This window comes from Streptomyces sp. NPDC036764, from assembly GCF_055609385.1.
Genome location: NZ_JBVJPT010000006.1, coordinates 261703 through 285435, shown reverse-complemented (window position 1 = coordinate 285435; position 23733 = coordinate 261703). Strand labels below are relative to the sequence as shown.

The 23733-nt window shown below is 71.8% G+C and carries 23 protein-coding genes and 2 pseudogenes; 15 read left to right on the top strand and 10 right to left on the bottom strand.

The genetic code is table 11. The annotated features are described in order from the left end of the window. Positions 1–147: 147 nt before the first annotated feature. Positions 148–1662, top strand: a complete 1515-nt coding sequence (locus ACZ69Q_RS24125) for an NCS1 family nucleobase:cation symporter-1 (protein WP_471045259.1) — start codon at positions 148–150, stop codon at positions 1660–1662. A gap of 5 nt (positions 1663–1667) precedes the next feature. Further along, the gene (locus tag ACZ69Q_RS24120) at positions 1668–2399 is read left to right on the top strand and encodes an aspartate/glutamate racemase family protein (RefSeq protein WP_471045257.1); all 732 of its coding nucleotides are present in this window, start codon (positions 1668–1670) and stop codon (positions 2397–2399) included. On the opposite strand, the gene ACZ69Q_RS24115 is transcribed toward ACZ69Q_RS24120, so the two are convergent. Beyond that, entirely contained in the window at positions 2387–2854 is a 468-nt protein-coding gene (locus ACZ69Q_RS24115) for a GNAT family N-acetyltransferase (RefSeq protein WP_471045255.1), read from the bottom strand. The two genes, ACZ69Q_RS24120 and ACZ69Q_RS24115, sit on opposite strands and share 13 nt — an antisense overlap. Then, complete coding sequence (locus ACZ69Q_RS24110; RefSeq protein ID WP_471045252.1) at positions 2851–3276, bottom strand: RidA family protein; 426 nt, start codon at positions 3274–3276, stop codon at positions 2851–2853. Before ACZ69Q_RS24110 ends, ACZ69Q_RS24115 begins: the two co-directional genes overlap by 4 nt. A 335-nt stretch (positions 3277–3611) precedes the next feature. Here ACZ69Q_RS24110 and ACZ69Q_RS24105 point away from each other — a divergent pair, with 335 nt between their 5' ends. After that, positions 3612–4391, top strand: a complete 780-nt coding sequence (locus tag ACZ69Q_RS24105; protein WP_471045251.1) for a nucleotidyltransferase domain-containing protein — start codon at positions 3612–3614, stop codon at positions 4389–4391. A 171-nt stretch (positions 4392–4562) separates the two neighbouring features. Further along, positions 4563–6476, top strand: a complete 1914-nt coding sequence (locus tag ACZ69Q_RS24100) for an FUSC family protein (RefSeq protein ID WP_471045249.1) — start codon at positions 4563–4565, stop codon at positions 6474–6476. A 262-nt stretch (positions 6477–6738) separates the two neighbouring features. Here the strand turns inward: ACZ69Q_RS24100 and ACZ69Q_RS24095 are convergent, their stop codons facing one another. After that, positions 6739–7698 carry an endonuclease/exonuclease/phosphatase family protein gene (locus tag ACZ69Q_RS24095; protein WP_471045247.1) on the bottom strand — a complete coding sequence of 320 codons (960 nt, stop codon included), beginning with the start codon at positions 7696–7698 and terminating at the stop codon, positions 6739–6741. A 174-nt stretch (positions 7699–7872) separates the two neighbouring features. Here ACZ69Q_RS24095 and ACZ69Q_RS24090 point away from each other — a divergent pair. From ACZ69Q_RS24090 to ACZ69Q_RS24060, 7 genes and pseudogenes are all read left to right on the top strand, one after another. Further along, positions 7873–9236, top strand: a pseudogene (locus ACZ69Q_RS24090) (amidohydrolase). A gap of 22 nt (positions 9237–9258) precedes the next feature. Further along, positions 9259–9489, top strand: coding sequence for a hypothetical protein (locus ACZ69Q_RS24085; protein ID WP_471045244.1), 231 nt, complete (start codon positions 9259–9261; stop codon positions 9487–9489). After that, positions 9470–9790, top strand: a complete 321-nt coding sequence (locus ACZ69Q_RS24080; protein ID WP_471045242.1) for a cytochrome P450 — start codon at positions 9470–9472, stop codon at positions 9788–9790. Before ACZ69Q_RS24085 ends, ACZ69Q_RS24080 begins: the two co-directional genes overlap by 20 nt. Then, positions 9754–9831 (top strand): annotated as a pseudogene (locus tag ACZ69Q_RS24075) (hypothetical protein); the annotation flags it as partial. The gene ACZ69Q_RS24080 and the pseudogene ACZ69Q_RS24075, both read left to right, overlap by 37 nt. Before the next feature lie 139 nt (positions 9832–9970). Further along, positions 9971–10171: a hypothetical protein gene (locus ACZ69Q_RS24070; RefSeq protein ID WP_471045603.1), complete on the top strand. Its 201-nt coding sequence runs from the start codon at positions 9971–9973 to the stop codon at positions 10169–10171. Between the two features lie 81 nt (positions 10172–10252). Continuing rightward, positions 10253–10942, top strand: a complete 690-nt coding sequence (locus tag ACZ69Q_RS24065) for a DUF899 domain-containing protein (RefSeq protein WP_471045239.1) — start codon at positions 10253–10255, stop codon at positions 10940–10942. Between the two features lie 153 nt (positions 10943–11095). Beyond that, complete coding sequence (locus ACZ69Q_RS24060; protein WP_471045236.1) at positions 11096–11281, top strand: hypothetical protein; 186 nt, start codon at positions 11096–11098, stop codon at positions 11279–11281. Positions 11282–11338: 57 nt separating this feature from the next. Here the strand turns inward: ACZ69Q_RS24060 and ACZ69Q_RS24055 are convergent, their stop codons facing one another. From ACZ69Q_RS24055 to ACZ69Q_RS24045, 3 genes are all read right to left on the bottom strand, one after another. Next, positions 11339–13282 carry an ABC transporter ATP-binding protein gene (locus ACZ69Q_RS24055; protein WP_471045235.1) on the bottom strand — a complete coding sequence of 648 codons (1944 nt, stop codon included), beginning with the start codon at positions 13280–13282 and terminating at the stop codon, positions 11339–11341. A gap of 152 nt (positions 13283–13434) precedes the next feature. Continuing rightward, positions 13435–13869 carry a hypothetical protein gene (locus ACZ69Q_RS24050; protein ID WP_471045232.1) on the bottom strand — a complete coding sequence of 145 codons (435 nt, stop codon included), beginning with the start codon at positions 13867–13869 and terminating at the stop codon, positions 13435–13437. Then, positions 13860–14498, bottom strand: coding sequence for an ATP-binding protein (locus tag ACZ69Q_RS24045; RefSeq protein ID WP_471045230.1), 639 nt, complete (start codon positions 14496–14498; stop codon positions 13860–13862). The genes ACZ69Q_RS24050 and ACZ69Q_RS24045 overlap by 10 nt, the downstream gene beginning before the upstream one ends. 379 nt (positions 14499–14877) lie before the next feature. Between ACZ69Q_RS24045 and ACZ69Q_RS24040 the strand changes: the two genes are divergently transcribed. The 3 genes from ACZ69Q_RS24040 (at position 14878) to ACZ69Q_RS24030 (ending at position 16870) form a co-directional block, all read left to right on the top strand. Continuing rightward, the gene (locus ACZ69Q_RS24040) at positions 14878–15738 is read left to right on the top strand and encodes a helix-turn-helix domain-containing protein (protein ID WP_471045227.1); all 861 of its coding nucleotides are present in this window, start codon (positions 14878–14880) and stop codon (positions 15736–15738) included. Further along, on the top strand, positions 15739–15993 hold the full coding sequence (locus ACZ69Q_RS24035) for a DUF397 domain-containing protein (protein ID WP_234766900.1): 255 nt from the start codon (positions 15739–15741) through the stop codon (positions 15991–15993). Positions 15994–16081: 88 nt separating this feature from the next. Beyond that, on the top strand, positions 16082–16870 hold the full coding sequence (locus ACZ69Q_RS24030; protein WP_471045224.1) for an SAM-dependent methyltransferase: 789 nt from the start codon (positions 16082–16084) through the stop codon (positions 16868–16870). 76 nt (positions 16871–16946) lie between these two features. On the opposite strand, the gene ACZ69Q_RS24025 is transcribed toward ACZ69Q_RS24030, so the two are convergent. The 4 genes from ACZ69Q_RS24025 to pdxR form a co-directional block, all read right to left on the bottom strand. Then, positions 16947–17564: a fused DSP-PTPase phosphatase/NAD kinase-like protein gene (locus ACZ69Q_RS24025; protein WP_471045222.1), complete on the bottom strand. Its 618-nt coding sequence runs from the start codon at positions 17562–17564 to the stop codon at positions 16947–16949. A 280-nt stretch (positions 17565–17844) separates the two neighbouring features. Further along, the gene (locus tag ACZ69Q_RS24020; protein ID WP_471045220.1) at positions 17845–18765 is read right to left on the bottom strand and encodes a hypothetical protein; all 921 of its coding nucleotides are present in this window, start codon (positions 18763–18765) and stop codon (positions 17845–17847) included. Further along, positions 18762–21212 carry a PEP/pyruvate-binding domain-containing protein gene (locus ACZ69Q_RS24015; RefSeq protein WP_471045217.1) on the bottom strand — a complete coding sequence of 817 codons (2451 nt, stop codon included), beginning with the start codon at positions 21210–21212 and terminating at the stop codon, positions 18762–18764. Before ACZ69Q_RS24015 ends, ACZ69Q_RS24020 begins: the two co-directional genes overlap by 4 nt. A 352-nt stretch (positions 21213–21564) precedes the next feature. Then, complete coding sequence (gene pdxR / locus ACZ69Q_RS24010) at positions 21565–23049, bottom strand: MocR-like pyridoxine biosynthesis transcription factor PdxR (RefSeq protein ID WP_471045214.1); 1485 nt, start codon at positions 23047–23049, stop codon at positions 21565–21567. Positions 23050–23096: 47 nt separating this feature from the next. Here pdxR and ACZ69Q_RS24005 point away from each other — a divergent pair, with 47 nt between their 5' ends. Further along, a complete protein-coding gene (locus ACZ69Q_RS24005; protein WP_471045212.1) occupies positions 23097–23690 on the top strand; it encodes a carboxymuconolactone decarboxylase family protein in 594 nt (197 codons plus the stop codon). The last annotated feature ends 43 nt before the right edge of the window (positions 23691–23733 follow it).

The following is a 23733-nucleotide window of genomic DNA, read 5'->3' as shown; positions in this document are numbered from 1 at the left end:
GAGCGTTAACAGCAGCGATATCTGTCCGAACGGTTGACGGGAGGACTATGAGCGCAGTTTGGTATACCAAACGTGTTGCCAAGTGACCGGAAACTAGCCAAGCGACCGGAAAGCAGTCCTCCTCCGTCCCCTCCCCCTGGAGGCCCCGTGTCCCTCGCCGACCGTGCCGAAGTCACCGGCACAGCAGCGTTCGTCCCCGATCCCCGGCTCACCAACGAAGACCTCGCCCCCGCCGGCAAGCGCAACTGGAAGGTCTTCGACCTCTTCGCCCTGTGGATGTCCGACGTCCACAACCTCGGCAACTACACGTTCGCGGCAGGCCTGCTGGTCCTCGGCATGAACGTGTGGCAGGTCTTCACCTCCCTGCTCGTCGGCTTCGTGCTCATCTACATCGGCATGAACTGGATGGGGAGGATCGGCCAGCGCCACGGCGTCCCGTTCCCCGTCGTCAGCCGCATCAGCTTCGGCGTCTGGGGCGCCAACATCCCGGCGCTGATCAGGGCCGTGATCGCCATCATGTGGTACGGCATCCAGACGTATCTGGCGTCGGTCGCCGTGAACGTGATGCTGCTGGCCGCGTGGCCCGGCCTGGAGTCCTGGACCCACAGCTCCTTCCTCGGCCTGCACGCGCTCGGCTGGGTCTCCTTCCTCTCCCTCTGGCTCATCCAAGCGTTGATCATCAGCCAGGGCATGGAGTCGGTGCGCAAGTTCCAGGACTTCTGCGGTCCGGCGATCTGGGTCGTGATGATCGCCCTGGCCGTCTGGGTGCTCGCCAAGGCCAACTGGACGATCTCGCTCACGTCCACCCCGCACCCCGTGTCAGTCGGCGAGCAGTGGCGTCAGTGGTTCGGCGCGATCGGCCTGATCCTCGCCACGTATGGCACGCTGATGCTCAACTTCTGCGACTTCTCCCGCTTCGCCCCGGACTACCGGACGGTCCGCAAGGGCAACTTCTGGGGCCTGCCCATCAACTCGACGGCGTTCGTGGTCGTCTCGGTGATCGTCACGGCCGGTTCGCTGGAGGTGTTCGGCGAGGCCATCACGGATCCGGCGGAGCTGGTGGCCAAGGTCGGCAACACCTGGATCCTGGTCCTCGCCGCCCTGACCTTCGCCATCGCCACCATGGGCGTCAACATCGTCGCCAACTTCGTCTCTCCTGCGTACGACCTGGCCAACGTCTGGCCGCAGAAGATCACCTTCAAGGTCGGCGGCATGATCAGTACGGTCGCGGCGCTGGCGGTGACGCCGTGGAACCTCTTCTCGAACCCGACGGTCGTCAACTACTTCCTGGGCGGCCTCGGCGCCTTCCTGGGCCCGCTGTTCGGCGTGATCATGGTCGACTACTACCTGGTCAAGCGCGGCCGGGTGGACGTGAACGAGCTGTTCTCCGCCGAGCCCGGCTCGCGCTACTACTACCGCAAGGGCGTCAACCCCAAGGCGCTGTGGGCGTTCCTGCCGGCGGCGGGTGTCGCGGCGGTGCTGGCGCTGGTGAAGGCGTTCGGCGATGTGGCGCCGTACTCCTGGTTCATCGGTACGGCGCTGGCGGCGGGGCTGTATCTGGTGCTGTGCCGCGATGAGCGGGCCGCCGGGGCCTCCGGGGCCGGTGAGCCGGCTGCCGGGTCTGATGCGCCGGCCGCCGGGTCTGTGGTGCGGGAGGTCTGAAGGACGTGCGGATCGTCGTCACCAACTGCAACACCACGCAGGAGATGACCGAGGAGATCGTACGAGGTGCCCGGGCCGCCGCAGGCCCGGGCACCACCGTGCTCGGGCTGACCCCCACGTGGGGCCCCGAGTCGGCGGAGGGCTGGCTCGACAGCTACCTCTCGGCGGCGGCGGTGATGGACGCGCTGCGCGACTTCGAGGGTCCGGCGTACGACGCGGTCGTCATGGCCGGCTTCGGCGAGCACGGACGGGAGGGCGTCCGGGAGCTGACGGACGTACCGGTCGTCGACATCACGGAGGCCGCCGCGCACCTGGCCTGCCTCCTGGGGCGGCGCTACGGCGTGGTGACCACGCTGGAGCGCTCGTGCGGGCAGATCGAGGACAGTCTGGAGCTGGCGGGGGTCGGACGGAACTGTGCCGCCGTGATCGGCACCGGGCTCGGGGTGCTGGAGCTGGAGGACGTCGAGCGCACGGAGGCCGCCTTTGTGCGGGCTGCCGAACGGGCCCGGGACGCCGGCGCCGAAGTCCTCGTGCTGGGGTGCGCCGGGATGACCGGCCTGCAGCGGGCCGTGGAGGAGAAGCTGGGAGTTCCGGTGGTCGACGGGGTCGGGGCCGCCGTCAAACTCGCCGAGTCGCTGGTGGGGTTGGGGCTGCGGACGAGTCGGGTCGGCGGGTACGCGAGGCCGTTGCCCAAGCGGCGGGCATGGGGCCGTCCCAGGGGCACTCAGGCTGATTGATCGAGCCCCGGATGCCAGACGTACCGCACGTCCGGCTCCCGCTCCTCGTTGCCGCTGCCGTCCGTGTACTCGACGGCGACGAAGCCATGGCGCTCGTAGAAGCGGTGGGCGGGCTTGTTGACCTGGAAGGTCCACAGGCTCAGCCCGCCCGGCCGGCACCGCTTGGCGAGGTCGACGAACCGGTCGCCGATGCCGCGGCCCCGCCAGTCGGGGTCGAGATAGAGCTGGGAGAGCAGGCCGCCGTCGAGCACCATGACGCCGACGACCCGGCCGGCCGCCTCGGCCACCCAGGTCTCCCGCAGGAGCACCACGACCTCCCGGAAATACGTCCGCACCTCGTCGTCGGAGCGCGGCCGGACGACGGTCGGCAGGGCGGCGGTGAAGGAGCGCAGCCAGACGTCGGCGGTGGCGCCGGCGTCGGTGGGCAGGGCACGGCGCAGGGCGACGGCGGTCATGGCCGTGTTCCCTCCGTACCCTCGTCGGGAACGACGGCGGTGGCGGTGATCTCGACCAACTGCCCCGTGTATCCGAGGCAGGCCACCCCGAGAAGCGTCGACGAATGAGGCCCGACGCTGAGCCCGGACGCCTCGACGACCTCCCAGACGGCGGACAGCACGGCGGTGTCACTGCTCACCACGTACACGTCGGTCGACAGTACATGCGCCAAGTCGCTCCCGATGGAACGCAGTTGCTCGCCGAGATTGGCGATCACCTGCTCGGCCTGCCGGACGGGATCCCCCTCCCCGACGAGATTCCCGTCGCCGTCGAGCGGCACGGAGCCGGCGAGGAAGGCGATCCTCGTGCCGGCCTCGACGACGGAGGCGTGGGAGTAGGTCGGGGGAGGGAAGAGGGCGGGGGAGGTGACGCGACGGATCATGCGGGCTCCTGTGGGCCAGGGCGGGGCGTTCGGCGGTCAATCTGCCGATCATGGGTGCCCGGCTCGGCCGACGCATCCGAATTTCCGGCTGGGGTCGGTTCACTCGGTCGTTGTGTGCACGCGCGCGCAAGATCCGGGCAGGCCGTCGGCGATGGCCGCGCAGACTTTCCGGCGCAGGCCGACCCGCCGCGATCCGCGCGGGCACTTTCCATCGCCCCCGCGTAGGCACCTCCCGTCGCCTCCCCGCTCGGGCACTCCCGTCACCCCCGACCCGGGTCAGGCAGCAGGGGCAAATTACCTGGAGCCACGCCCCACCTGCTCCGTACGCTCGCCCCATGCCCACCCCCGACGACACCGCCTTCCTCGACACCACCGCCGACCGCCTCGCCGCGCTCCCCGCCGTCCGGGCCGTCGCCCTCGGCGGTTCCCGGGCCCAGGGCACCCACCGGCCCGACAGCGACTGGGACCTGGCCGTCTACTACCGCGGCCCCTTCGACCCGGCCGACCTGCGCGCCCTCGGCTGGGAGGGCGAGGTGTCGGAGGTCGGCGGCTGGGGCGGTGGCGTCTTCAACGGGGGAGCGTGGCTGACGATCGAGGGACGGCGGGTCGACGTCCACTACCGCGATCTCGACGTGGTGGAGCGGGAGTTGGCGGAGGCGGAGGAAGGGCGATTCCGGGTGGAGCCGTTGTTGTTCCATCTCGCCGGGATTCCCAGCTACCTGGTCGTCGCGGAGCTGGCGATCAACCAGGTGCTGCGGGGCGAGCTGCCGAGGCCCGCCCGATACCCGCAGAAGCTGCGCCGCACGGCGAGCGAGCGCTGGCACGGCACGGCCCTGGCCACCCTCGCCTACGCGAAGGCCAACCACGCCCCCTCCGGCCGCCTCACCGAGGTCGCCGGCGCCCTCGCCACAGCCGCCGTACAGACGGGACATGGGGTGCTGGCAGCGCGGGGGGAGTGGGTGACGAACGAGAAGCGGCTGTTGGAGCGGGCCGGGCTGCGCGCGGTGGACGGGATCCTCGGGGCTCTGCGACCGCAGCCGGCGGCCCTGCTGCGAGCGATCGCCGACACGCAGACGCTGTTCGACAAATGCCACGCATCGAAATTGCGTTCATAAAGAACGTGCCCTTTCCAAGCATCGTCACATCCCCGAAACCCGAACGTCCCGTCGTCACCAAGATCCCGATCTACCGTGGACACCACCGGCCACACCCCTTACGGCCACCTCACTGCCCGGCCACCGTCGCCCGAAGGCATCCACCCCCGCCCTCGCCCCGACAGGAGCCCTGTGTCCCGCCCCGCACGTCGTGTCGTACCCCGGCCGCACCTTCCGCCCTGGCTCGCTCATGCTCTGCGGGCGCAGCGTGGGCCCGTTCCCTGGAGCGCGGTCACGCGTGGGGCGTTGGCCGCGGGGCCGTTGCTCCTTGCCGCGGTGCTCGCCGGCCGTACCTCCCTCGGTGTCGTCGCCGCCATCGCCGCCATGCTCGCCGGGATCAACGACCGGCCCGGTAGCCGTCGGGGCTCCGTGCGGCGGCTCGGGGTGCCCGCGGTGGTGGGGGCGGTCGGGCTGTTCGTCGGGACGTGTGCCGGGGATCGTCTCGGGGCCGTGGCGCTCAGTCTTCTGTTCGCGGGGCTCGGGCTCTTCGCCGGCGGCATCAGTGCCGTCGGGCCCGTCGCCTCCGCCGCCGGTACGCAGTTGCTCGTCGCCGCTGCCATCGGGGCCGGGATGCCGTTGCCCGAGAGCGGGTGGGAGCGGGCGGTCGCCTATCTCGGCGGTGCCGTGTGGCTGCTGCTGCTCCGGCTCGTGCTTCCCACGCCCGGGTCCCTCGTCGGGGACTTCCGGTTCGACGGGGAGCGGGACGCGGTGGCGCGGGTGTACGACGCCGTCGCCGAGTTGCTCGACGCCGTGGGGACCGACCGCGCCACCGTTCGCCGTGCCGCCCTCACCGCCGCCCTCGATCACGCGCAGGACGCCCTCACCGGACCCCGGCTGCGGCGGTACGCCTCCTCTTCCACCGAACGGCGGCTGCACGCGCAGTACGCCGCCGCCCTGCCGCTCGCCGAGGCCGCCACCGCGCTCGCCTGGGTCGGCGACCCCGTGCCCGCGCGGGCCTCCGAAGGGCCCCGACGCCTCGCCGCCGCCGTGCGCGGCAACACCCACACCGGCCCCCTCCCCGCGCCTTCCCGCTCCGAGGCCGCCCTGCGTGCCCTCGACGACGCCCTGCTGCACGCCGCCGAGGCATTCGACCGGGGCAAGGAGAACAGGGATCTGCACACTCGGCGTCGTACGGCCGGGGATCTGGTCCGTGCCGTGTTCGGGGTCGGCGGGCGGGAGTACGGGCTGCGGGTCGCCCTGTCCTTCGGAGCCAGCGCCGCCATCGCGCAAGGGCTGTACCACGCCCGGTGGTACGGGCAGCACGAGCACTGGTACTGGCTGCCGGCCACCGCCGTCTTCCTCGTCAAGCCCGACCTCGGGCCCCTCGTCTCCCGGGTGCTGTGCCGGGCCGCCGGCACCGTGCTGGGAGCCCTGCTCTTCGCCGGGTTCGCGGCCGTGCTGCCCAGGCCGGAAGGGCTCATCGCACTCGTGGCCCTCAGCGGCGCCCTCATTCCCGTGGCCACCCGGCACTTCGCCGCCCAGACCGCCGTCGTGACCGTCCTCGTGCTCGCCCTGGTGATGGTGGGCGGCGAGCCGCAGGCCTCCGTGAGCCGGATCGGGGAGACGTTGCTCGCGTGCGCGATCGTGCTCGTGGTCGGGCATCTGCCGATGCCCGGACAGCGTGGCGGGGGCGTACGGGCGCGGCTCGGCGCGGCGGGGAGCGCGGCGTACGCCTACCTCGCCCATGTCGTGCGGGAATCCGCCCACGCCCCGGCGGACGGCCACGACACCCGTGCCCTGCGCTGGACCCTGCGACGCGAGGCCTATCGCGCACTCGCCGAGGCCCGTACCGCCATCGCCCTGTCCGCCGCGGAACTCCCCGCGCTCGCCCGGCACACCCAGGGCGCGGACGAGGTCGTCGCCACCCTCGAACGGCTCGTCGACGCGACGACCGCGTGCGCGGTGCACCTCGACGACTCGGGCCGCCTCACCGCCCGGCACACCGCCCAGCTCACCGAGCTGCTGGACGAACTCGCGCAGGAACGCGACCGGGTCGGGCTGCGGATCCCCGATGCCCCCGAGGTGCCGGCGCTCCTGGCCGGCTGAGGCAGGCGCAGATCACTCTCCGGCACTCGTCCACGGAGCCGGGAGGCAGGTTCTGCACCGCCCAGGTCGGGCGCTCCGGAACCGAACCCACGAACTCACGTGGCCTTCTAAAGGGTGTTGCACAAGGGCCGGGAAGATTGGGCAGCAGCTCGCAAGCAAGATCAATGTGCGCTGCCAGTCGGCAGGAAACCGGACAAAGCGAAGAGTCTGGCAGGCCGGATCATGGCGGGAATCTAGCGGTCACGCCGTTGTGCAACACCCTTTAGGCCCCGACCCGTATCCACACCGGCGCGTGGTCCGAACCCGCCTCGCCCCGCCGGTTCTTCGGGTCCGCGCCCACCGACGGCAGTTGCGGCGCACCGGCTCCCGGTGCCCCCGTCCCCGCCGCCGTGACCCGCCGGATCAGGCGGTGGCTGCACAGTATGTGGTCGATCAGCTCACGCCGACCGGAGTTGACGCGGGAGAAGCGTTGCTCGGCCGGGATCAGCGGTGCCGCGTTCCACAGGCGGACCGCGTCGCCCTTGTCCTTCACCTCGAAGCCGGGCGTGCCGATCTCCGAGCCGGGCGGGCCCAGCAGGATCTGCGTGGTCGCCGCCTGCACCTCGTCGTTCAGGTCGCCGAGGACCGCCACGTCCCGCTCGCCTCCCTCCCCGGCCAGCAGTACGTCGGCCAGCGCGCGCAGCGCCGTCGCCTCTGCGGTACGGCGGTAGAGGGCGTAGGCGCCGTAACGGGCGCGTTCGCCCTCGTCACGCGGGTTGAAACGGTTGCCGGGGTAGGACAGCAGTTTCGACTTGAGATGCGCGGCCGCCACCCGCAACGGCCCGGCCCCCGACTCCGGTTCCGTCTCCACCGCGAGGAAGCCCCGGCCCGAGTCCGACACGGTGTCGCCGTCGTCGTCCGTCTGCACCGGCCTCAGCTTCCGCGGGAAGGCGGACGTGTCGTGCAGGACGCGCAGCGCCGTGCGGCTGAGGAAGCCGACCCGTATGCCCCGGCCGTCCGGGTGCTCGGAGAGTGCGATGTGCCAGTCGCCGGCCAGCATCCCGGCCAGGTCGCTCAGGGCCTCGGGGTCCCCGACCTCCTGCACGCCGAGCAGCGCCGGGTCGAGATCGGTGACGACCGCCGCCAGCGCCGCGAGCTTCGTCTCGTAAGCCGCCTTGTCCTTGGGGCCGAACTCGCCGCCGGGCCGGTAGAGGTTCTCCAGGTTCCAGGTGCCGAGGAGCATGCCGGGTTCCTTCCAGAAGCCGTAGGCCGCGATGCCGCCGCAGGGCCGTGGTGCGGCCGTCGGGCAGGCCGTGACGAGGCCAGCCTGCCCGCGCGCCGGGCCCGTGCGACAGGCCCCTGACCGGATGCGCGGTTCACCTCACGCGACCCGACGACCGCGTCGTACGTTGGCGTGATGACGCTTTCTCCCGCAGCGGCTCCCGCCGACCTCGTCATCACCGGATGCACCGTCCTCGTGCACGACGATCAGGAGAGGATCGGGTTCGAGGAGAACGCCGCGATCGTCGTACGGGACGGAGTCGTCGAGTCCGTCGTGAGCGCCGATGCCGTGCGCGGGCGGGCCGCCGTCGAGCGGATCGAGGCCGCCGGGCAGGTCGCGCTCCCCGGCCTCGTCAACTGCCACACCCACGCCCCGATGGTCGCGCTGCGCGGGGTCGCCGAGGACCTGCCCATCGAGGAGTGGTTCAACGACGTCGTGTGGCCGATCGAGTCCAATCTCGCGGAGAAGGACGTGGAGTTGGGGGCGAAGCTGGCCTGCGCCGAGATGATCCGCGGGGGCGTCACCTGCTTCGCCGACCACTACTTCTCGATGGACGCCGTCGCCGCCGTCGTCGAGGAGTGCGGGATCAGGGCGCACCTCGGTGAGGCGTACTTCTCCTCCCAGGGTCCCCAAGGGCGGGAGAGGTCACTGGAGTTCGCGCTGCGGCACCGCGGCGGCGCCGGCGGCCGTATCACCACCGCCCTCGCCCCGCACGCCCCCTACACCGTCGACGACGCCGACCTCGCCGCCACCGCCGCTCTCGCCCGCGACCACGGCCTGCCCGTCCACCTCCATGCCGCCGAGAACCGCGACCAGGCCGAGACCAGCCTCGCCCGGCACGGCGTCACCCCCATCGAGGTGCTCAGGCGCACCGGCATCCTCGACACCGACGTCCTCATCGCCCACGGCACCGGCATCCTCGACAGCGACCTGCCGCTGCTCGAAGCCGCCGACGGCACTACGGCCGTCGCCACCGCCCCGCGCGGCTACCTGAAGTTCGCCTGGCCCACCACCACACCCGTACGCGCCCTGCACGACATCGGCATCCCCGTCGGCCTCGCCACGGACGGCGCCGCGTCCAACAGCACCCTCGACGTATGGGAGTCGATGACCCTCACCGCCCTCATCCAGAAGTCGACCACCGGCGACCCGCGTTGGCTGACATCCCGTCAAGCCCTGCACCACGCCACGCTCCAGAGCGCCCGCGCGATCGGGCTCGGCGACCGCCTCGGCACCCTCGCGCCCGGCCGGCGCGCCGACATCGTCCTGGTCGACCTCAGCGGCCCGCACACCCAGCCGGTCCACGACCTGGCCGCGACGCTCGTGCACAGCGCCCGCTCCTCCGACGTGCGCACGACCATCGTCGACGGGCGGATCCTGATGCGCGACCGGGAGCTGTTGACGACGATGTCCCTTCGGTTGTAAGGGAGTTGGGGGAGCGCATGCCCGCCCTCCTCGACCGCGGTCACGGCAGGCGGATCCAGGACTACGACACCTGAGACCGCCCCTAGCCTGATCCCCATGGATCCCGCCGACGGCCTCATCGACCACCCCCGCGACGTGTACCGGCGCCTGCGCGACACCGCGCCGGTGCACCGCATCGCCGGCGCCGACGGCAACTCGGCGTGGGTCGTCACCCGGTACCAGGACGTGCGAGAGGCACCTGACCGACCCGCGGCTCTCCGCCCCCGACCCGACCCGCCCGCAGGACGCGAAGGCGGCGGTCGTCGCCATGCTCGGCTTCTTCGGTGAACTCCTCGCCGACAAGCGCGAGGAGCCCGGCGACGACCTGCTCTCCGACCTGATCGCGGTCCGCGAAGGCGACCGGCTCAGCGAGGACGAGCTGATGTCCCTCGCCTTCCTCATCCTCTTCGCCGGCTACGAGAACACCGTGCAGCTCATCGGGAACGCGGTGCTGGCACTGTTGAAGCACCCCGAACAGCTCGACGCCCTGCGCGGGGACCCACACGCGTCGCCGCCGCCGTGGAGGAGTTCCACCGCTTCGAGGGGCCCGCCCTGCTCGCCATCCGTCGCTTCCCCACCGAGGACATGACCATCGGCGGTGTCACCGTGCTGACAGGCGAGACCGTCCTGCTGTCCCTGGCCGCCGCCAACCGCGACCCGGCCCGCTTCCCCGACCCCGACCGCCTGGACCTCTCCCTCCCCCACTCTCGGCGTCGCTCGAGCGGGAGGTGCCCCCATCGCCTCCGGCCACCTCGCCCTCGGCCACGGCGTGGACCACTGCCTGGGCGCGCCGCCGGCCCGCGCCGAGACCGAGATCGCCCTGACCGCGCTGCTGGAGCGGTTCCCCGAACTCGCCCTCGCGGACGCGGACCTCCGGTGGCGCCGCTCCCTGCGCGCGCGTGGCCTGCTCGCGCTGCCGGTGCCGTACTCCGAGGCGTACTCAGGGTCGTACTCCGGCAAGAATTCCTGAGATTTCTTCGCGCCCGGCGATGAGTTCCGCCGTTGCCCGCGGTCACCACCCTTGAACGGACCGTTGCACAGGAGGGCGCCCATGTCGCTTCCGGAGATCGTCTCGCGCGAGCAGTGGCGCGCGGCACGTGAGGAACTGCTGGTCAAGGAGAAGGCGGCCACGCGTGCGCGTGACGCCCTCAACGCCGAGCGGCGCAGACTGCCCATGGTGGAGGTCGAGGAGGAGTACGTCTTCGAGGGCGGCGACGGCAAGGCGACCCTGCTCGACCTCTTCGAGGGACGGCACCAACTTCTCGTCTACCACTTCATGTTCGCCCCCGAATGGGACGCCGGCTGCCGTAGCTGCTCGGGGTTCGTGGACCAGATCGGGCATCTGGCGCATCTGAAGGCGCGCGGGACCACTCTCGTCGCCGTCTCCCGGGCGCCGTTCACCCGGATCCTGCCGTTCAAGGCCCGCATGGGCTGGACGCTGCCCTGGTTCTCGTCGTACGGCAGCGACTTCAACCGCGACTTCGAGGTGACCCTGGAGCGGGACGGCGAGCTGGTGGAGCGGCCCGGCGTCAGCTCCTTCCTGCGGGACCGGGACCGCGTGTTCCACACCTACTCGACCTACGAGCGCGGTTTGGACGGACTGGGCTCGACCACCGGTTTCCTCGACCTCACCGCGCTGGGCCGGCAGGAGGAGTGGGAGGAACCCAAGGGGCGCGCGTCGGCTCTCGGGGCGCCCGCGGGCAGCGAACGCATCCGATATCACGATGAGTACGAAGACTGACACGCGGTGTAGTGAATGATCATCGAGAGTGGTCAATTGCTCACACATAGCGGTGAACGAGTGTCAACTACGTCTCAGTCCCGTCACTGAGCGAGGCGATTCACCTCCGGCAGGCGTTAACTCCTACAAGTACGACGCTTATCGGAGGTCAGGATGGTGAACGGGCGAACAGTGCTCGAACGCTTTTCCGCGGGCGGGCCGCGAGGATCGTGGCCGGCGGAGGAGTTCGCACACGCGCGGCGCATGGAGGGACTGCCCGCCGAGGTCGTCATGGACCTCGCGACGGACGCGTTCCTGGTGATCGTCCGCGGTGAAGGCGCGGTGGACGCCGCCGCGTGAGGCTCGGGCAAGGCGCGGTGGACGCCGCCGCGTGAGGCTCGGGCAAGGCCGTGCCGGTCAGCCCGCCTTCGGTGCGGGCACCTGCGAGGTGAACTGCTCGGCCTGGAGCGAGTACAGCTCGGCGTAGACCCCGCCGGTGGCCAGCAGTTCGTCCGGAGTCCCTGACTCCACGAGCCGGCCCTGGTCGAGGACGTGCACCAGATCGGCATGGCGGACGGACGCCAGCCGGTGCGTGATGAGGACGACCGTCTGGCCGCTGGAGGCCAGGGCGCGGATCTTCTCGAAGACCTCCAGCTCGGCCCGTGCATCCAGGGCCGCCGTCGGCTCGTCCACGATCAGGATGCGGCCCCGCCGGTAGGCGGCCCGCGCGATCCCGAGCCGCTGCCACTGGCCGCCGGACAGCTCGTGCCCGCCGTTGAACTGGCGGGCCAGCAGGGTGTCCAGGCCGCGCGGCAGGTCCGCCACCACCTCCTGCGCCCCGGCCTCGGCGACCGAGGTGGCCAGGCGTTCCTCGGTGAGGGGCACGGAGGAGCGGCCCACGGCCACATTGACCCGGGCGGTGAACGGCCAGCGCTTGAAGTCCTGGGCCACCATCGCGATGCGCTCGGCGAGTTGGTGCCGGTCGGCGCCGGCCGCGTCGACGTCGTCCCACAGGATGCGGCCCCGGTCCGGGGTGTAGAGCCCGGCGAGCAGCTTGACCAGGGTGGTCTTGCCGGAGCCGTTCTCGCCGACCAGCGCGACGATCCGGCCGAGGGGGAGGGTGAGCGTGACGTCGTCGAGGGCGGGGCGGGCGGACTCGCCGGGGTAGGAGAAGCTGACGTTCTCGAAGCGGACCTCCCGGGGGTCCTCGGGCAGGGCGGCGCCGCCGACCGGGATCGCCCGTTCGGCCGCCTCGACGTAGAGCCGTTGCAGATCGCCCACGAAGAGTGCCTCCTCGTGGAGCGCGTTGACCTCCAGGACGAGGCTGTCCAGACTCGACGACCCGGTGCGGATGGCGATCACGGCCGTACCCGCCACGGACAGCGCCATGGCACCGGCGAGCAGCAGCCCGCCCAGCGTCGCGTACGTCGCGACGGTCGCGAGCCCCGTCCACGCCGCCGCGATGAGCCCGGTGCGCGCGGCGAGCCGGGCCAGCCGGGCCTGCTCCGCCTCCGCCGTCTCCGACATGGCCCGGTAGTGGCGCAGCAGGAAGGGGCCCACACCGTGCACCCGGATCTCGGGCGCGGCGGCGGGCTCGGTCAGCAGCCCGCTGATCAGATGGCCCGCGCGGGCGTGCTGCACCCAGGTGTGGAAGGACTCGTAGCGGCGCCGGGCGTTGGTCAGGGCGCTCCAGGCGCTGGGCAGCGTCATGGTGGCGAGCAGCGGGAGCAGGGCGGGGTGCAGGACGGTGAGCACGCCGGCCGCGGCGATCAGCGAGATGCCCGCGTTCACGACGCGGGCGCTGTAGGAGATCATGCGGCGCGCGGACGCAGCGCCGTACTGCGCGGTGTCCAGCAGTTTGTGGAAGGCGTGGTCCTCGATCGCCGCCAGCTCCACGGCCGCCGCCCGCTCCAGATACAGCTCGGTCGCCACACGCTCCACCTTGGGCTCCAGGCGCCCGGTGGCGTACGTCGACGCGGCCCGCAGCAGCGTCGAGACGACCATGACGGCGGCCATGGTGACGAGTGCGGGAACGGCACCGCGTAACCGCTCGGCCAGCTCCCCGGCCTCGATCAGCCGCCCCAGCGCACTGTTGACGGCGAGCAGTCCGACCGCCTGCGCCAGACCCCGGCCCACCTCGGCCACCAGCACGGTCCGCGCGGCCCGCCGGTCGGCCTGCCAGGCGAGCCGGAAGCTCGACCCCAGCAGGGACGGCAACCGCGTCACCATGGCGCGCAGGCTCAGCTCCAGGAACGCGTCCCGGTGCTGGTTCCACCCCATGTCGTACCGCAGCGGACCCCCGAAGAGCAGCCGCTCCGACTCCGACACCCGGGCCTCACCGGCGCCCTGTTTCTTCCCCACCGCACACCCTCCCCCGACCGCCCTCGACGACGGAGGGCCACTATGGCGGGGTGGGGACGTCCGGGGGAGGGCGCAGGTGGGGGTGGGAGGTGCGCGCGGGCGTGCGCCGTCAGGTACCCGTGCTCAAGAACGACGGACGAGTCGGCGAAGCCTCACGCGGTGATCTGCTTGGACCAGGTCGGTGTGGTCCCCATGACCCTGCACAGCGCCAGATACAGCGGAATCGGCGGGGTGTAGGGCACCTTCCCCTCCGGGCGGTGGATCAGCCGCGGGGTGTCCGTGACGATCGCGCCCGTGGTGTACCGCACGGACGCCGGCCACTCCAGCGCGTAGTCGGAGTCGGACGGGACGATCCACCACCAGTGCACGTCGTCGGCGTACACGCACCCCACGCGTGGCAGCCGGGGCAGGACCAGCGGACCGAAGCGGGCGGGAACCGCCACCGCGTCGCAGCCCAGGGGCGCTGTCATCCCCTCCGGAACGGGCAGGCGGCGCGGGGCGGCCGATGTGCGCATGCCGCGGCGAAGGCGGACCAGCGAGTCAAGGCTCAGCACCTGACCGCCGCCGGACACGCCGCTCACAGCCATGCGGATCCCGCTCCCCTGTCGTGTCGAGCCTCGGCGTCGTCCTCGTCGCCCGGGCCGCCGGGCGGACCCGGCTTGGGCCGGGACCCCCAGCCGAGGTCGTTGCAGGGCCCGCGGTCGGTGCGCGGTACGTCGTGGAAGACGGTCCCGCGCTGCAGATCGGCCCAGACCACCAGTCCGGACCCGTGTTCCTGTGCCCCCCAGGCATGGCAGAGGGCGTCTATGAGGAGCAGTCCCCTCCCGTGCTCCTCCTCGGGACGCGCGGGCGCCGGGTGGGGCTCACCCGGCGCGCATCCCTCGTCGTGCACGGCTATGCGGACCAGATCGGTGCCGTCGTGCAGCTCGCACACTATGTGCTCGCTGGCCGTGTGCACGATCGCGTTCGTGACCAGCTCGGACACGACGAGAGCCGCCGTGTCGCAGGTGTCCTCGCACACCGCCCAGCCGTTCAGCCGCGCCCTGGTCAGGCGTCTGGCCTGCGCGGGAGAACCCGGATGTGCGGCCAGTTCGAACCGGAACCGGCGCTCGGCGCCGACGCCCCGCTGGGGGCCGACTCCCGTGGGGGCACCGAGGCCGTGGGGGGCCACAGTGGCGTCTGTTCCTAAGGGCGGGGACGGAATCACGCTTGCCACTATCGCCCCGCCGTGAACACTTGGCAAGTGTCACTCTGAAAAATGCAGAGTGCTGTGTGACTCTCTGGAAGGCCGTGGCACACTGCTCGCAACAGCATGTCGAACGGCGCCAGTTGGGATCATCGAGCATCCGTTGCGATCTTCGAATAGGTCTTCGAATGGCGCCGTCGGCCTGTCGGCGTTCGGTCGATCTGCCGGGATTCGGTCCGTCTGCCAATATGCAGTCGGTCTGATCCGGCCGGTCTGATTCAGCCGGTGCGATCCGGCCGGTCTGATTCAGCCGGTGTGATTCGGCCGGTCTGGTTCGGCCGGTCTGGTTCGGCCGGTCTGGTTCGGCCGGTCTTTGGGATGCGTACGGATTCATTCGTGGAGGTGGAGCGTGAGCGAACCGCGGTCCGCGCCGACGGTCGGCCAGGTCGTCCTGGGCCGGCGCCTGCTGGACCTGCGGGAACGCGCAGGGCTCAAGCGTGAGGAGGCCGCCCGCGTCCTCCGCGTCGCCCCCGCGACGGTCCGCCGTATGGAGATGGCCGAGGTCGGGCTCAAGATCCCGTACCTCCAACTGCTCCTGAAGGCCTACGGGATCTCCGACGAGGAGGCCGAGGCGTTCGTGCTGCTGGCCGAGGAGGCCAACAGGCCCGGCTGGTGGCAGCGGTTCCACGACATCCTGCCCGGCTGGTTCTCCATGTACGTCAGCCTGGAGGGTGCCGCCGCCCTCATCAGGTCGTACGAACCCCACTTCGTGCCCGGTCTGCTGCAGACCGAGGACTACGCGCGCGGAGTGCTGAAGTCGGGCGCCATCGGCCAGACCAGCCCTGACGACATCGAGCGCCATGTCGCCCTGCGTATGCAACGCCAGCGGCTGCTCACCCGTGAGGATGCGCCCCGGCTGTGGGTCGTGATGGACGAGACCGCGCTGCGCCGCCCGGTGGGCGGCCCGGAGGTGATGCGTGCCCAGATCGACAGATTGCTCGAGGCCGCGAAGCTGCCCAACGTGACGTTGCAGGTGGCCCCGTTCGCGAACGGGCCGCACCCCGGCACGTACGGGCCGTTCGTGCTGTTCCGATTTGCCGTGTCAGAACTGCCGGACATGGTCTACAGCGAGTACCTGACCGGCGCCGTCTACCTCGACGCGCGCGCCGAGGTGGCGACCCATCTCGAGGTCATGGACCGCATGGCGGCGCACGCCGCCACGGCACATCGCACGAAGGAGATCCTGCGGGATCTCCGCAAGGAGCTGTGAATGGATCGCATCAAGCCGCGCATACGCGTCTACAACGGCATGCCCGCGCGGGACTTGGGCAGCGAGGGCTGGCACAAGCCGTGGAGCGGGGGCAACGGCGGCAACTGCCTGGAGGCGATGAAGCTCGCCGACGGCCGGATCGCCGTGCGTCAGTCGACGGACCCGGACGGGCCGGCGCTGATCTACACCCCGGACGAGATGACGGCGTTCATCGAGGGCGCCAAGGCGGGGGAGGCCGACTTCCTGCTGTCCTGAACCAGTTGCCCGTCACTTGCCTGCTTCTCGCACAACGTCCTTGATTTGGTGCTTGGTTGATAATCCATTGCTTGTTACGGAGTGCCTGATGACCGAGATCGACATCAGCAAGCCGCATCCCGCGCGGATGTACGACTGGTATCTCGGCGGGAAGGACAACTACCCCGTCGACGAGGCCATGGGGCAGCAGATGCTCGCCCTCGACCCGCGCGTCCCCGTGATGGCGCGGGTCAACCGGGCTTTCATGCACCGGTCCACCCGCTGGCTCGCCCGGCGGGGCGTACGCCAGTTCCTGGACATCGGGACCGGAATCCCGACCGAGCCCAACCTCCACCAGGTCGCCCAGCGGATCGCCCCCGACGCACGCGTCGTCTACTGCGACAACGACCCCATCGTGCTGGCCCACGCGGCGGCCCTGCTGCGCGGCGCGGAGGGGGGCGTCACCGAGTACCTGCAAGCCGACGTGCGCGATCCGGGCGCCATCGTCGAAGGCGCCCGGAAGATTCTGGACTTCAGCCGTCCGGTCGCGCTTTCCCTCGTCGCGCTGTTGCACTTCGTCTCCGACGAGGACGGCGCGCACGAACTGGTCGCCCGGCTGCTGTCCGAACTCCCATCGGGCAGCTATCTGGTGATGACCCACGCGACCGCCGACTTCACTCCCGAGGAGTCGGCGGCGGCGACCGAGAAACTCAAGGCGGCGGGTGTCACGCTGGCCCTGCGCTCCCGCGACGAGTTCACCCGCTTCTTCGACGGCCTCGAACTCGTCCCGCCGGGCGTCGAGGTGCCGCACCAGTGGCACCCCGACCTGGTAGATCCCGTACCGGGACAGGACGACGGGGTCATTCCCGGGTACGGAGCGGTGGGGCGCAAGCCGTAGGACGACGGAGGCCGTACCGGCAGCCACGGCTGCTGATACGGCCTCATGTTCGGCGGGCCTCAAGGCCCCGCGGTCACTACAGGTACGACATGATGCGCCGCGGCGCGTCCACCAGGCGGCTGACGATCGTCACCGGCAGCGGCGGCTGCTCCGCCTTGGCCGGGCTCAGGTTCAGCCCGTACCAGATCTGCTCGATCGACGGCGGTCCCACCGCGAGGTTGCGCCGGACCGCCTGAGACGGCGACTCCTCACCGGTGTTCACGACGTATGCGGCGACCATCGCGCCCGTACGGCCGACACCCGCGCCACAGTGCACGAACACCGGGCCGGAAGCCGACGAGACGACGTTGATGAAGCGCTGCACCTGCTTGGGCGCCGGCGTCTGACCGTCACGGATCGGCAGGCGTACGACATTCAGCCCGGCATCGCGCGGTTCGGCGAGCTCGGCCGCGCTCATGTGCTCGGCGCGCAGGTCGACGACGGTGGTGATGCCCATGCCCTCCAGGGCCCGGTAACCGGCCGGGGAGGGGGCGGAGCCGCGCCACAGCCGGCCGTCGGAGTCCACCGGCTGGAAGTGGTTCACGCCCTGGACCACGCGCGTTCCGGCGGGTGCGGGAGTCTCGGTCCGGGCCAGGTACGACAACCCCAGGATGCCGCCGGCGCCTGCCGCCCACAAAATGAAGTAACCGATCACGATGCCGATCAGGATCCGCAGTGCACGCTGGGGCAGTGGGCGCTTGCGGAGGGCAGGGCGGGGCAAAGTAGCGGAGAGGACAGCCATGAGCGACCCGGGGGACTAGGGGACGGTGGGCGCCTTGGCAGAGTACCCCGGAGATTGCGATCAATGGGTGATGTGTCCTTTTTTGTGCAATACGTCTCACTTGTCATGTCCGGTTGGCCGCCATGGTGAACGCTCAAGCCCCACGGTCACCGTGAGTCGTCCCCCTATGGTCACCGTGAGTCGTCCCCGATGGTCACCGTGAGTCGTCGCCCGACTCCACGTCATTGACGGCCACCACCGTGAGGTGGGCGCGCTCCAGGGTGGCGTCCTCCAGGCAGCCGCGCAGCCGCATGAGGTCGTGGTCGGTGAGCGCGGGCCGTACGACCCCGGCGAACATGCCGTTCCCCAGGTCGCCGAGGGGGGCGTGCCGCAGCGGTGCGGAGGTGGAGTCCCGGCAGCTCTGCCAGATCTGCTGCGCGGCCAGCGCCCTGCGGCCGGTCGACGTGTCCGTGCCGCGCAGATCGACCTGGACGAGCACAGAGGTCGCCTCGTGCTCGTTGGTCTCGTCCGCGCGGGTCTGCGTGAGGTCGGCGAGGGCCACGATCAGGGCGGCGAGCATCGCGACGGAGAGGACGCCGACGGTGGTCACCCGCCTGGTACGGCGCCCGGAACCCGTGCCCGGCGCCGGCAGGTCCTCCAGGTCGCCGGAGGCCGCCGGATCGGGCGCGGAGAGGACGGCCAGCCGTCCGGCCAGGCGCTGCTCGGCGGGCCCTGCCGTGGTCGACGCGACCTTCTGCACCACCCAGGCGAGCGCGGACAGCACCACGCCGGCGACCATCAGGACCGGCACGAAGACGTACGACCGGTCCGCCGGGTCCTCCAGCCAGCGGAACCGCCTCTCCTCCTGCGCCATGGCCGGCTCGCGCAGCCGGGTCAGGACGTCCTCCTGGCGGGCGTCCAGCTCCCGCTGCCGCCGGTCGGTGTCGCGCAGCCGATCCTCGATCCGGTTCAGCCGCCCCAGCGTGACCAGGCCGAACAGCATCACCTCGACGACCAGCAGCAGCACGCCGCAGATCATCGCGCGCTGCCACTGCCACCGGTAGAGATAGACGATCAGGTAGGTGCCCGCGCCCGTCGCGGCGAGGATTCCGAAGACATAGGCGATCTTCCTCATGGCGCGTCCCCCAGTCGTACGTCCGGCCGTACGTCACCGGCGGTCCCGTCGACCGTGAGCCGGGAGCCGGGCGGGAAGCGGCGCACGGCGTCCACGGCGCCGACGACCGCGGGAAGCCCGAACTCCCGCGCCAGGACCGCCAGATGCGACAGCGGGCTCCCGGTCTGCGCCACCAGAGCGGTCAGGCCCGGCAGCAGCGGGGCGAGCGCGGGGTCCAGTGTCCGCACGACCAGCACGGCGTCCGACGGCCGCGGCCCCGACCCGTCCCATACGGTCCCGACGGCGCGCCCCGCGGACACGCCCCGCACCCCGTCGCCCTGACGGCGGCTGCCGCGCTCGGCGGCGACGACCTGACCGTCCGCGAGCCGGAACTCGTCCGGCAGCGGGGGTGAGGCGGGTTGCGGCACGCGTGCGTGCAGGTCGGCGGGCAGGGGGCCGCCGTCCAGTACGTGGGCCAGTTCCGCCCACCGCAACAGGCCGATGCGCTCAGCCTCGATGCCCAGTCGCAGGGCCACCTCTCGGACGAGCCGCACCTGAAGTTCCTGCACCCAGCGGACGCGCAGGCGCAGGGCTTCGCGGGGTGGGAGGGCCGTTACGAGGGGGTGTGCGAGGGGGTGTGCGAGTGGGGTCGCGGGGGGTGGGGTGACGGATGTGTTCGTGTGGTTCGTGTTGATCGTGTTGTTCGTCGTGCCCGTCGTGTTCGTGGCGGGTTGAGCGGCTCGTGTGAAGGGTGTGGCGTAGCCGGCGAGGATCGCGCTGCTCAGGTTGTCGGCGGGTGTCGCCGGAGCGGTCGGTGCGGAATGCCGTGGCTGCCCGTGTTCCGGTTCCCCGGGCCGCGACGCCGCGGGCGGGAGCGCGGCGTCCGGGAGCCGTCCCCGGTCGCGCAGGCTCGGTGCGGTGAGGGCCAGGACGACCGGGTCCGTGGCGGCCACCTGATCGTCGGCGACGCCTCGGCCGCGGGCCTCGGTCAGGGCGGTGAGGGCCGCGCCGGCCGCTGTGCGGCTCTTGGGCGGTTCGTGCAGGAGGGCACCCGCGAGGGCCTCCTGGGCGTGCAGCGAGACCAGGACCCGGCGGGTCCAGCGGAGCTCGGCGGACAGGGCGGTGCCGGTGAGGGTCGTGGGGGACGGGACCTCGGCGAGGCGGCGGTCGACGTCGGCGGCGAGGTCGGTGGCCAGTCCGGGCAGGGAGGCGGTGAGGCGGCCCATCCGCCAGGCCGCGCCGAGCCGGCGTGCCCCGGGCGCCGGGTTGAGCAGCGCGAGCCAGCGGTGGCGTGGCGGCACCGTACCGAGAAGGCGCAGGTCGGCGGCCGCGCGCCCGCCGACCGTCAGCACCACGGGCACCGACCTGAGCAGGCGGCGCGGTGCGGTGCCGCCGATGTCGAGCGCGGTGGCGAGGCCATGGGCCATCGGCGCCACCCACAGGTCCTCCTCCAGCGGCGCGAGCTGCTCGGGCAGCGTCTCCGCCACCGGACCGGGCCCGAGCAACCGTGCCCCACGCGCCGGCCGGGCCGCCATCGCGGTGATCGGCCTGCTCTGGAACAGCCACAGCCGTCCGTCGGCGTCGAACCCGAACTCGACGTCCTGGGGCCCGCCGAAGACCTTCCGTACCCGCCGCGCGAGCCGCGCGAGCCGGAACAGCTCGGCACGCGTGAGCAGCGGGCCCGCCTCTGCCGTCCCGGCCTCTGCCGTCCCGGCCTCCGCCGTCCCGGCCTCTGCCGTCCCGGCCTCTGCCGTCCCGGCCTCTGCCGTCCCGGCCTCCGCCGTCCCGGCCACGTCGGTCCGCAGCAGCCGTCCGTGTGTGCTGAGCCAGTAGCCGGTGCCGGTCTGCGCACCGCTGACCAGGCTGTCCGGCCCGCCGCGCACCGCGCTGACCAGCATCCGGTCGGACCGCCCCGCCACCGGGTCGGCACCGAACATCACTCCGCCGACCCGGGTGGCCAGCATGGGCTGCACCAGCACCGCCATCGGTGCCGTGGACCCGTCGGGCCGCTCGGCCGAGTCGAGCACGGTGCGCACGGCCGCGAGGAAGTCCCGCCAGCCGCGCACGTCCAGCACCGAGGCGAACTGGCCCGCCAGCGACGACTCCCCGGTGTCCTCCTGCGGCGAGGAGGACCGTACGACGAGGGGGCGGGTGCCGCCGTCGGAGAGCTCGTCCCACGCGCGCCGCAGGGCGACCATGTCGAGCATGTCGCCGCTTGTGCGGTGCGGGTTGCGGTGCGGGATCACGAACCCGGGGAGCACGGGCAGTCCGGCGCCGGCGGCACGGGCGAGGTTCGCGGCCTTGGATCCCATGAGCGGCGGAAGCCCGGTGCCGGGCCGGTCCAGCGGGACCATGGCCGACCGCACCGAAGCCGGGCCGTACGTCCCGGCCTGGCCGAGGGCGACCTCGCCCCGGCACTCGTCCCTGTGGCGGGCACCTTCTCCATGACGTTCTTCGAGCGTCGTCATCGAACACCCTCCAGGACCGACCGCCAACAGGGGGGACGCGCGGGGGGTGGCCCTGCGCCTGACGACGGAACGAAGGAAGGGGGCGAGCCGCTACCGGGCCGGTCGGGGTGCGACTACAGCACGCCTCCTGTTCCGAGGATCCCACTCCTGTTTGGCTGTATGTAGCCTGAAAGCCACTTTTCGGACAGATAAGAGAACAAATCCGAATGCGGCAGTATGCCGGGTCCGGCCGACTCATCCGACGGCAGCAGACCGCGGCTCCTTTGTGAGCAGGAGGCGCGGCGGGCGGCTCGTTCGCAGGCAGGAGGCGGCTCGGCTCCCTCATCCGTCCGGTGCCGGCCCCTTCGCCCCCTCACCCGGCGCCCGGCCCCGGCTCCTCCCCTGGGGGCAGTACCCCGCACAGCGCCTCCAGCGCCGCCCCGTATGCGTGCTCCGAGGGCGTGGCGCAACCGACGACGAGGCCGTCGCGGGCCGGCATCTCGGCCTCGGTCGCTTCCGGGTGCCGGAACTCGGCGAGGCCGTCCAGGGCGACGCCCTGCCAGGTGGCCGCCTTCACCGTGGACCGCTCGGTGCCGGACGGCAGTCGCAGTACCGCGTGGAGCCCGGCGGCGACACCCGTGACCTCGATGTGCGGGGCGTGCTCGGCGAGGGCGGCCACGAGACGGTCGCGGCGGCTCCGGTAGCGCTGCCGCATGCGCCGTACATGACGGTCGTACGCCCCGGAGACGATGAAGTCGGCGAGGCTGAGCTGATCGAGCACGCTCGCCCACGCCTCGCGCTCGCCCTTGGCCGCGAGCACGTCGCCGACGTACCGCTCCGGCAGCACCATCCAGCCCAGCCGCAGCGCCGGCGACAGGCTCTTGCTGACCGAGCCGATGAAGATCACCCGCTCCGGATCGAGGCCCTGGACGGCTCCGACGGGCTTGCGGTCGTATCGGAACTCGCCGTCGTAGTCGTCCTCCAGGACCACGCCGCCACGCGCGCGTGCCCAGTCGATCACGGCGGCCCTGCGCTCGGGGTGCAGCGGGCCGCCGGTCGGGAACTGGTGCGCGGGCGTGAGCAGCACCGCCCGCTCGCGCGCCAGCCGGTCGACGCGCGCGCCGTCCTCGTCGAGGGGGAGCGGTACGGTCCGGACGCCCGCGGCGGCGAGCAGTTCCCGGTGGAAGCCCAGCCCGTACGCCTCCACGGCCAGCGGCCCGCGCAGCACGCTGCTGCCTCCGGCCCGGTCCTGGCTGAACAGCAGCCGCAGGGCGTGCGCGAAGCCGGAGCAGATCACGATCCGGTTCGGCTCGGTGCGCACGCCACGCGCGCGTGCAAGGTACTCGGTGAGCGCCTCGCGCAGTTCGACGCGTCCGGCCGGGTCGCCCGGCCCGAAGACCTCGTTCGGCGCCTGCTGAAGGGCCCGCCGATAGGAGGCCAGCCAGGCCGCCCGCGGGAACGCCGACGCGTCCGGCGTGCCCTGCCGAAGGTCGTGCAGACGCCCACGCGCGCGTGGCGGGGCCTTGCGGGGCACGCGCGCGGCGCGCCGCAGGGGCTCGGCGCGCTCGGCCACGGTCGTCCCGGAGCCCTGCCGGGCGGTGAGCCAGCCCTCGGCGACCAGTTCCGCGTACGCGTCGGCCACGGTGTTGCGGGCGACCCCGAGGTCGGCGGCGAGCGAACGGTACGGCGGCAGCCGGGTGCCCGGCGCCAGCCGCCCACTGCGCACGGCGTCGCGCAGCGCACGGGTGACCGCGGCCCGCCGGCCACCGGGTCCGGACGACTCCGCGAGGTCCAGGTGCAGGTCGGCACCGATCCGCTGCGCCGAGTCGACCCATGAATTGACCCACGAATCTGCCATGGAAATGCACCCTACAGCCGGTCTTTGAGGCCCGTAGGTTGGTCCACATGACGACGAACGCGATCAACATGACGACGAACACGACGGACACGACCACGATCGACTCGACCACGATCGACTCGACCACGAAGACGAGTGGCAACGGCAACGAGATCGACATCGCCGGGGCCATCACCGAGGCCGAGGCCGCCCGCACCCGGCTGGACTTCGCGAAGTCCGCCCCGAAGGTCTTCCGCGCGATCGTCGGCTTCGACGCCGCCGCCCGGGCGGGCCTCGACCCTGCCCTCGTCGAACTGATCCAGATCCGCGCCTCGCTCATCAACCACTGCGCCTACTGCCTCCACATGCACACCAACGACGCCCGCAAGGCCGGAGAGAGCGAGGACCGGCTGCACCTGGTGGCCGTCTGGCGCGAGGCCCGCCACTTCTTCACCGAGCGGGAGCAGGCGGCCCTGGCCCTCACGGAGGCCCTGACCCTGGTCGCCGACGAAGGCGTCCCGGACGAGACCTACGCACAGGCGGCGGCCCACTTCGACGACACGGAACTGGCCCACGTGATGGCCTTGATCATGACGATCAACACGTGGAACCGGGTCGCGCTGGCCACGGGCAAGGTGGCGGGGACGGACGAGCGGCGCTGACGAGCGGCCCCATCGCTCGCCGCCGCGTCAAAGTGGCCTGCGC

Excerpts from the sequence above, each read along its gene's own strand:
- ACZ69Q_RS24115 (WP_471045255.1), bottom strand. The coding sequence starts at position 2,854 with ATGACCGCCGTCGCCCTGCGCCGTGCCCTGCCCACCGACGCCGGCGCC.
- ACZ69Q_RS24110 (WP_471045252.1), bottom strand. The coding sequence starts at position 3,276 with ATGATCCGTCGCGTCACCTCCCCCGCCCTCTTCCCTCCCCCGACCTAC.
- ACZ69Q_RS24105 (WP_471045251.1), top strand. The coding sequence starts at position 3,612 with ATGCCCACCCCCGACGACACCGCCTTCCTCGACACCACCGCCGACCGC.
- ACZ69Q_RS24095 (WP_471045247.1), bottom strand. The coding sequence starts at position 7,698 with ATGCTCCTCGGCACCTGGAACCTGGAGAACCTCTACCGGCCCGGCGGC.
- ACZ69Q_RS24085 (WP_471045244.1), top strand. The coding sequence starts at position 9,259 with ATGGATCCCGCCGACGGCCTCATCGACCACCCCCGCGACGTGTACCGG.
- ACZ69Q_RS24080 (WP_471045242.1), top strand. The coding sequence starts at position 9,470 with ATGCTCGGCTTCTTCGGTGAACTCCTCGCCGACAAGCGCGAGGAGCCC.
- ACZ69Q_RS24065 (WP_471045239.1), top strand. The coding sequence starts at position 10,253 with ATGTCGCTTCCGGAGATCGTCTCGCGCGAGCAGTGGCGCGCGGCACGT.
- ACZ69Q_RS24060 (WP_471045236.1), top strand. The coding sequence starts at position 11,096 with ATGGTGAACGGGCGAACAGTGCTCGAACGCTTTTCCGCGGGCGGGCCG.
- ACZ69Q_RS24050 (WP_471045232.1), bottom strand. The coding sequence starts at position 13,869 with ATGGCTGTGAGCGGCGTGTCCGGCGGCGGTCAGGTGCTGAGCCTTGAC.
- ACZ69Q_RS24035 (WP_234766900.1), top strand. The coding sequence starts at position 15,739 with ATGGATCGCATCAAGCCGCGCATACGCGTCTACAACGGCATGCCCGCG.
- ACZ69Q_RS24030 (WP_471045224.1), top strand. The coding sequence starts at position 16,082 with ATGACCGAGATCGACATCAGCAAGCCGCATCCCGCGCGGATGTACGAC.
- ACZ69Q_RS24020 (WP_471045220.1), bottom strand. The coding sequence starts at position 18,765 with ATGAGGAAGATCGCCTATGTCTTCGGAATCCTCGCCGCGACGGGCGCG.
- ACZ69Q_RS24015 (WP_471045217.1), bottom strand. The coding sequence starts at position 21,212 with ATGACGACGCTCGAAGAACGTCATGGAGAAGGTGCCCGCCACAGGGAC.
- pdxR (WP_471045214.1), bottom strand. The coding sequence starts at position 23,049 with ATGGCAGATTCGTGGGTCAATTCATGGGTCGACTCGGCGCAGCGGATC.
- ACZ69Q_RS24005 (WP_471045212.1), top strand. The coding sequence starts at position 23,097 with ATGACGACGAACGCGATCAACATGACGACGAACACGACGGACACGACC.